6 protein-coding genes are annotated in these 6614 nt (G+C 67.7%); 3 read left to right on the forward strand and 3 right to left on the reverse strand.

Annotation, left to right across the window (positions count from 1 at the left end):
* Positions 1 to 230 precede the first annotated feature (230 nt).
* From sucC to ACLFRM_RS08685, 3 genes are read left to right on the forward strand one after another with little or no spacing between them, the layout of a single operon-like run.
* Positions 231 to 1418 carry an ADP-forming succinate--CoA ligase subunit beta gene (sucC, locus tag ACLFRM_RS08675; protein ID WP_410755343.1) on the forward strand — a complete coding sequence of 396 codons (1188 nt, stop codon included), beginning with the start codon at positions 231 to 233 and terminating at the stop codon, positions 1416 to 1418.
* Positions 1415 to 2317 carry a succinate--CoA ligase subunit alpha gene (gene sucD, locus ACLFRM_RS08680; RefSeq protein ID WP_410755344.1) on the forward strand — a complete coding sequence of 301 codons (903 nt, stop codon included), beginning with the start codon at positions 1415 to 1417 and terminating at the stop codon, positions 2315 to 2317. The genes sucC and sucD overlap by 4 nt, the downstream gene beginning before the upstream one ends.
* Complete coding sequence (locus ACLFRM_RS08685; RefSeq protein WP_410755345.1) at positions 2314 to 4002, forward strand: NAD+ synthase; 1689 nt, start codon at positions 2314 to 2316, stop codon at positions 4000 to 4002. The genes sucD and ACLFRM_RS08685 overlap by 4 nt, the downstream gene beginning before the upstream one ends.
* 39 nt (positions 4003 to 4041) lie before the next feature.
* On the opposite strand, the gene ACLFRM_RS08690 is transcribed toward ACLFRM_RS08685, so the two are convergent.
* From ACLFRM_RS08690 to ACLFRM_RS08700, 3 genes are all read right to left on the reverse strand, one after another.
* Entirely contained in the window at positions 4042 to 4776 is a 735-nt protein-coding gene (locus ACLFRM_RS08690) for a 16S rRNA (uracil(1498)-N(3))-methyltransferase (RefSeq protein WP_410755346.1), read from the reverse strand.
* A gap of 4 nt (positions 4777 to 4780) precedes the next feature.
* Entirely contained in the window at positions 4781 to 6121 is a 1341-nt protein-coding gene (locus ACLFRM_RS08695) for an adenosylmethionine--8-amino-7-oxononanoate transaminase (RefSeq protein WP_410755347.1), read from the reverse strand.
* Positions 6122 to 6140: 19 nt separating this feature from the next.
* Positions 6141 to 6614: 3-dehydroquinate synthase II (locus tag ACLFRM_RS08700; RefSeq protein WP_410755348.1), on the reverse strand; the 474-nt coding region annotated here is incomplete at its 5' end.

Consider the following 6614-nt stretch of genomic DNA (forward strand, 5'->3'; position numbering starts at 1 on the left):
CAGTTTTCGAAGTTGGACGGCATTGGTCCGGTCGAGGTCGACCGCATGTCTTGATCCGTCCTGAACGAGTTCAGGTTTTTCGTTCTTTCCTGAATGACTCGTTGCCCGGCTTCGCCGGGTTTTTTGTTGTTCAGATTCCCCGCCGGCGAAACCCGGGGACGGGCATGACAACAAGACTCCGGTGCGCGACAATGCCCCCTTTTCCGCGATGATATCTGGAACGGGCCACCATGAACCTGCATGAATATCAGGCCAAGTCCCTGCTGTCCGAGTTCGGCATCACCGTGCCACCGGGTGTGTTGGTCGGATCCGCCGACGCGGTGACCGACCGAGAACAGCTGCCGACGAGCGATTCCGGGCGTTGGGTCGTCAAGGCGCAAGTCCACAGTGGTGCACGCGGCAAGGCCGGTGGCGTGCGACTCGTCGAGGATGTGGACGGCGTGCGTCAGGCGGCACGGGAGCTTATCGGCACGCGGCTGATCACCGCTCAGTCCGGTCCGGCCGGTCTCCCCGTCGATTCCCTGCTGGTCGAGCCGGCGGCTGACATACGACACGAATACTATCTGGCGGTGACGGTCGACCGTGCCCTGCAACGGGTGGTCATGATCGCCTCGCCGCATGGTGGCATGGATATCGAGGCGGTCGCCGAGGCGCATCCCGAAGCGATTCACCGCGCGGTTATCAACCCGACGGTGGGTCTGGTCGCCTATCAGGCCCGCGAACTGGCCTTTGCGCTTGGTCTTGAAGCCGGGCAGCTCAAGGCATTCGTGGCGCTGGCGCTGAACCTGTATCGAGCATTTGTCGAGCGTGACGCCGCGCTGATCGAGATCAACCCGTTGGCATCGCTGGCCGGGGGCGAGTTGGCCATCGTGGACGCCAAGGTCGCCCTGGACGACAACGCGGAGTACCGGCAGGGGGATTGGTGGCAGCGTCGGGATATCGCCCAGGAGGACCCGGCCGAGCGCAAGGCGATCGACCACGGACTCAACTACGTCTCACTCGACGGCAACATCGCGTGCATGGTCAATGGCGCGGGGCTTGCGATGGCGACCATGGATCTGATCCAGCACGCCGGCGGCATGCCCGCGAATTTCCTCGACGTCGGCGGCGGCACCTCCGCGGCCAAGGTGACCGAGGCGTTCAAGCTGATACTCGAGAACCCGCGGGTGGAGGCCATCCTGGTCAACATCTTCGGTGGGATCGTGCGCTGCGACCTGATCGCCGAGGGCATTATCGAGGCGGCCCGTGAGGTGTCCCTCGAGGTGCCCACGGTCGTGCGCCTCGCTGGCACCAACGCCGAACAGGGCCGACGCATGCTGGCCGAGTCCGGGCTCGCGCTGACGGCCGAGGACGACCTGTCGGCCGCCGCCAACCGGGCGGTGGAACTTGCCAACACCAGCCGGGAGGCTGCCCGATGAGCATTCTGGTCGACGAATCCACCCGCGTGATCTGCCAGGGCTTTACCGGCAAGCAGGGGACGTTCCACTCGGAACAGGCGCTCGCCTACGGTACCCGCCTGGTCGGCGGGGTGACCCCCGGCAAGGGTGGGCAGACGCACCTCGGTCTTCCCGTGTTCGACACGGTCGCCGACGCCGTTCGGGAGACCGGCGCGAGCGCCAGCATGATCTACGTGCCGGCACCGTTCGCGGCCGACTCGATCCTCGAGGCCGCCGCCGCCGGGATCGAGGTGATCGCCTGCATCACCGAGGGGATCCCGGTCATGGACATGCTCAAGGTCAAGGCCGTCCTGGCGCAGGATTACCCGGACGCCTGCCTGGTCGGACCGAACTGCCCCGGCCTGATCACGCCCGATAGCTGCAAGATCGGGATCATGCCGGGTGCGATCCACCAGAAGGGCCGTGTCGGCATCGTCTCGCGCTCGGGCACGCTCACCTACGAAGCGGTGGCGCAGACCACGGCCGCCGGCTTGGGTCAGAGTACCTGTGTCGGCATCGGCGGTGATCCGGTCGGCGGGCTCGATTTCATCGACTGCCTGTCACGGTTTGCCGACGACCCGCAGACCGAACTGGTGCTGATGGTGGGCGAGATTGGCGGTGGCGCCGAGGAGGCGGCTGCCGAGTTCATTCGCCAGGGCTACCCGAAGCCGGTGGTGGCCTATATCGCCGGTGCGACGGCGCCGGCCGGCAAGCGAATGGGCCACGCCGGTGCGGTGATCGCCGGTGGCAAGGGAACGGCCGCGGCGAAGTGCGAGGCGCTGCGGGCTGCCGGTGTGCACGTGGTCGAAAGCCCGGCCGAACTCGGCGTGACGGCCGCGCGGGTGCTGAGGCATCATTCCGAGGGCGCGAGCGCATCGTGACTGACCGGTTGAATCGTATCGAGGAAAGCGGGGTCGATGGCCTGCGCATTGCGCTTGCCCAGATCAATACCCGGGTCGGGGACTGTCACGCCAACGCCTCGCGCGTGATCGAGCTGGTCGCGCGTGCCCGCAAGGAGGTCGACGCCCGGCTGGTCGTCTTCCCCGAGCTGACCATATCCGGCTATCCCCCCGAGGACCTGCTGCTTCGCCAGGACTTCATCGATTCCTGCGAGGCCCAGCTGGAACGCATCGCCAAGCAGGTCGGTGATATGGCGGTGCTGATCGGCACCCCGGGGCGCGACAGTGACGGGTTCCTCCAGAACCAGGCGGTGCTGATCGATCACGGCCGGATCGTGGCGCGCTACGCCAAGCGGGCGCTGCCCAACTACGGGGTGTTCGACGAAAAGCGCTATTTCCGCAAGGGCGCCTCGCCGCTGGTGGCGGAAATCGACGGGGTCCCGGTCGGGGTGGTCATCTGCGAGGATGCCTGGCGCGAGGGACCGATCGAGGAGACGGCCGCCGCCGGCGCCCGCGTGATCTGCGTGCTGAACGCCTCGCCGTTCCATCGCCAGAAGACCCGCGAACGCGAGGCGCAGATCGCCGAACGCGTGAATTGCAGCGGGTGCGCGATCATCTACGTCAACCTGGTCGGTGGCCAGGACGAGCTGGTGTTCGATGGTCGCTCTTTCGTCTCCTGCCCCACCGGGAATCACATGCACCTGCCAGGTTTTGCCGAAAGCATCGGCTGGACCGAGGTATCCGTGTCCGGCGAGGTGCTGGCGCACGGCCCCAGTCACGAATGGCAGCAGGGCGAAGCGGAGATCTACTGCGCCCTGACCACCGGTATTGCCGATTACGTGCGCAAGAACGGCTTTTCCGGCGTGGTGCTGGGGCTGTCGGGGGGGATCGACTCGTCGCTGGTGCTCGCGCTCGCCGTGGATGCCCTGGGGGCGGACAACGTGCTGGCCGTGCGCATGCCTTCGCAGTACACCTCGCCGATGAGCCTCGAGGATGCCCAGCTCCAGTGCGATGCCCTGGGCGTGCGCTGCGAGACCCTGTCGATCGAGCCGGTATTCGGCGCATTTCGCGAAACGCTCTCGCCGCTGTTCGCCGGCCTGGCCGAGGACGTGACCGAGGAGAACCTGCAGGCGCGTACCCGCGGGGTGATCCTGATGGCGCTGTCCAACAAGTTCGGCCGGCTGTTGCTGACCACCGGCAACAAGTCGGAACTGGCCGTGGGCTACGCCACGCTCTACGGCGACATGGCCGGTGGTTTCGCGCCGATCAAGGACGTGCCCAAGACGGTGGTCTACCAGCTGGCCCGTTACCGCAATTCGCTCTGCGGCACCATGCGCCCGGAGCTCGACGCCGTGCCCGAGCGCGTCATCACCCGCGAGCCGTCGGCCGAACTGCGCGCCGACCAGTTCGACTCGGATTCGTTGCCACCCTACGAGGATCTCGACCGCATCATCGAGGCCTTCGTCGAGGACGATTGCAGCATCGAGGACATTGTCGCCATGGGCCTCGACGAGGCCGTGGTGCGCCGCGTGGTGGGGATGATCCTGGTCAACGAATACAAGCGCCGCCAGGCGCCACCGGGCGTGCGCATCAGCCGCCGGGCCTTCGGCCGCGATCGCCGCTACCCCATCAGCTCCGGTTTCCGCCCCGACAAGAACGGCGGCTGACGCGCGGACGTCCCGTCGGACGCTCGCCCCAACGCCCTTCTACCCGAGATCACCCCACTGGTACTGCAGGATCGCCACCCCGGTGATCGCCGCGGTCTCCGCACGGAGTACACGTGGTCCGAGCGTGAGGGCGCGAAAGCCGTGCGCGACGGCCGTCGCCACCTCGTCCTCCGTCAAGCCGCCCTCGGGGCCAACCAGTAGTGCCACGCCCTCGGGACGTGGCTGGTCGCGCAGTTCGGTCAACGGCCGTTCGGCGCGGGGGTCGAGCGCCAGCCGTAGCGGGGAGTCGGTGGTGGCCAGCGCATCGGACAAGGGGCGGATCGGTTCGATCTCGGGCAGGCTGTCGCGGCCACACTGTTCGCAGGCGTTGATCATGATCTGGCGCCAGCGGGCGATGCGCTTCTCGGCGCGCACACCCTTGAGTTCCAGCACGCTGCGCTCGGTCTCCACCGGTGCGATGGCGCTCACCCCGAGTTCGACGGCCTTCTGGATCACCAGCTCCATCTTCTCGCCCTTGGCCAGGGCGGCGAGCAGCGTGATCGGTATCACGGTCTCGGCCGGGCTGGCCTCGCTGGATTCGACCAGCGCGCGGGCCTCGCGTCTGGCCAGCGCCAGCCGCCCATGGGCCCGCCGCCCCCGGCCATTGAACAGTTCCAATGGCTGACCGTCCTTGAGCCGCAGTACGTTGCGCAGGTAGTTGACGGTCTCGGCCGGCAGCTCGATGTCTCCACCGGCATGCAGCTCGTCGTCGACGAAGACCCGGCGGACGCGCATGCCCTCAGCGCACCGCCGCGTGGCTGGCGTCGCGCGTGACCTCGAACACGTGCCGGTAGTCCTCCTCGTCCAGCACGTAGGGCGGCATCCAGTAGAGCGTGTTGCCCAGCGGGCGCAGCAGCAGCTCGTGCTCGAGCGCGTACTGGTAGGCGCGCACGCCGCGGCGTTCCTTGGCGGCGAATGGCTCGCCGGTTTCAGGGTCGATCAGGTCCATCGCCGCGATCATGCCGGTGCGACGCACGTTGGTGATGTGCGGCAGCTTGGCCAGCTCGGCCAGGCGACCGTCCATGATCGCCTGTGCCTTCTGGTTCGCGTTGATCACGTCGTCGCGCTCGAACAGGTCGAGGGTGGCGAGTGCCGCGGCGCAGGCGAGCGGGTTGCCGGTGAAGCTGTGACTGTGCAGGAACGCCCGCATGCTGTTGTAGTCGTCGTAGAACGCCTGGTAGACCGTGTCGCTGGTGAGTACCGCGGCCAGCGGCAGGTAGCCGGCGGTCAGGCCCTTCGACAGGCACATGAAATCCGGCGTGATGTCGGCCTGCTCGCAGGCGAACAGGGTGCCGGTGCGGCCGAAGCCCACCGCGATCTCATCACAGATCAGGTGCACGTCGAACTCGTCGCACAGCATCCGCAGCCCGCGGATGTAGTCCGGGTGGTGCATCAGCATGCCCGCCGCGCACTGGACCAGCGGCTCGACGATCACCGCGGCGGTGCGGTCGGCCTGCTCCTCGAGGATCTGGCGCATGCCCGCAAGCGCCTCGGCGGCGCGTTCGCGGCAGTCGCCCCGATCCTGGCGGCAGGCCGGCGAGGGCGCGGTGGCCGTGGCCCGCAGCAGCGGGCCGTAGGTGTCCTTGTACAGGCCGACGTCGCCCACCGACAGCGTGCCGAGCGTCTCGCCGTGGTAGCTGTTGGCCACGGTGACGAACTCGCTCTTCTCGGGTTTGCCGCTGTTGCGCCAGTAGTGGTAGCTCATCTTGAGCGCCACCTCGACCCCGGACGAGCCGTTGTCGGCGTAGAAGGCGCGGTCGAGGCCCGAGGGCGTGATCTCGACCAGCCGCTCGGAGAGCTCGACCACCGGGGCATGCGAGAAGCCGGCGAGGATCACGTGTTCCAGCTTGTCTACCTGCGCCTTGATCCGCTCGTTGATGTAGGGATTGGCGTGGCCGAAGATGTTGACCCACCACGAGCTGATGATGTCGAGATAGCGCCGGCCGTCGAAGTCGAACAGCCACGGCCCCTCGCCGCGATCGATGGGGACCAGCGGGATGGACTCGTGGTCCTTCATCTGGGTGCAGGGGTGCCAGAGGACGTTCAGGTCGCGGCGTTGCCAGTCCTGGTTGCGGGTCATGCCGGGCTCTCCTGGGGGGTTACCGTTCGAGAATGGTTTCGTCGATCCGACGCCCGAAGTGGCGCCCGCCACGCTCGACCAGCGAGACGCGCACCCGGTCGCCGGGTGCAAGATCGAGCACGCTCGCCGCCTGGCCCTCGGGGGTCACCAGGCGAATGGTCTCGGCGTGCTGCAGGATCGCGGAGATCGTCGTGTCGCCGTCGGTGACCGCCTCCACGCGCACCATCGGCCGCCGCTCGATCTTGTTGCGCCCGACGGCGAGCGTGCGCGTGTGCCCGTCGGCGCCCACCACCAGGGCCGGGTCGCCGCTGGCCATCTCGGCGAGATAGCGCACCCGGTCGCCGGGCGTGACCACGTAGCCATGGATGGCGCCGGCATTCACGCGGAACGGGCGGGCGGCGCAGTGCGGGTTGTCGACGTTCTCGCTGTGGACGAGAAAGCGGGCGTGGTTGAAGCTGCCCACCAGCAGGCCCTCGCCGGGGGCGAGCTCGCC

Source organism: Guyparkeria sp. (assembly GCF_046540515.1).
Lineage (GTDB): Bacteria > Pseudomonadota > Gammaproteobacteria > Halothiobacillales > Halothiobacillaceae > Guyparkeria.

What these genes read in the sequence shown, in the direction of transcription:
- ACLFRM_RS08690 (WP_410755346.1), bottom strand. Translation starts at nt 4,776, where the DNA reads ATGCGCGTCCGCCGGGTCTTCGTCGACGACGAGCTGCATGCCGGTGGA.
- sucD (WP_410755344.1), top strand. Translation starts at nt 1,415, where the DNA reads ATGAGCATTCTGGTCGACGAATCCACCCGCGTGATCTGCCAGGGCTTT.
- sucC (WP_410755343.1), top strand. Translation starts at nt 231, where the DNA reads ATGAACCTGCATGAATATCAGGCCAAGTCCCTGCTGTCCGAGTTCGGC.
- ACLFRM_RS08695 (WP_410755347.1), bottom strand. Translation starts at nt 6,121, where the DNA reads ATGACCCGCAACCAGGACTGGCAACGCCGCGACCTGAACGTCCTCTGG.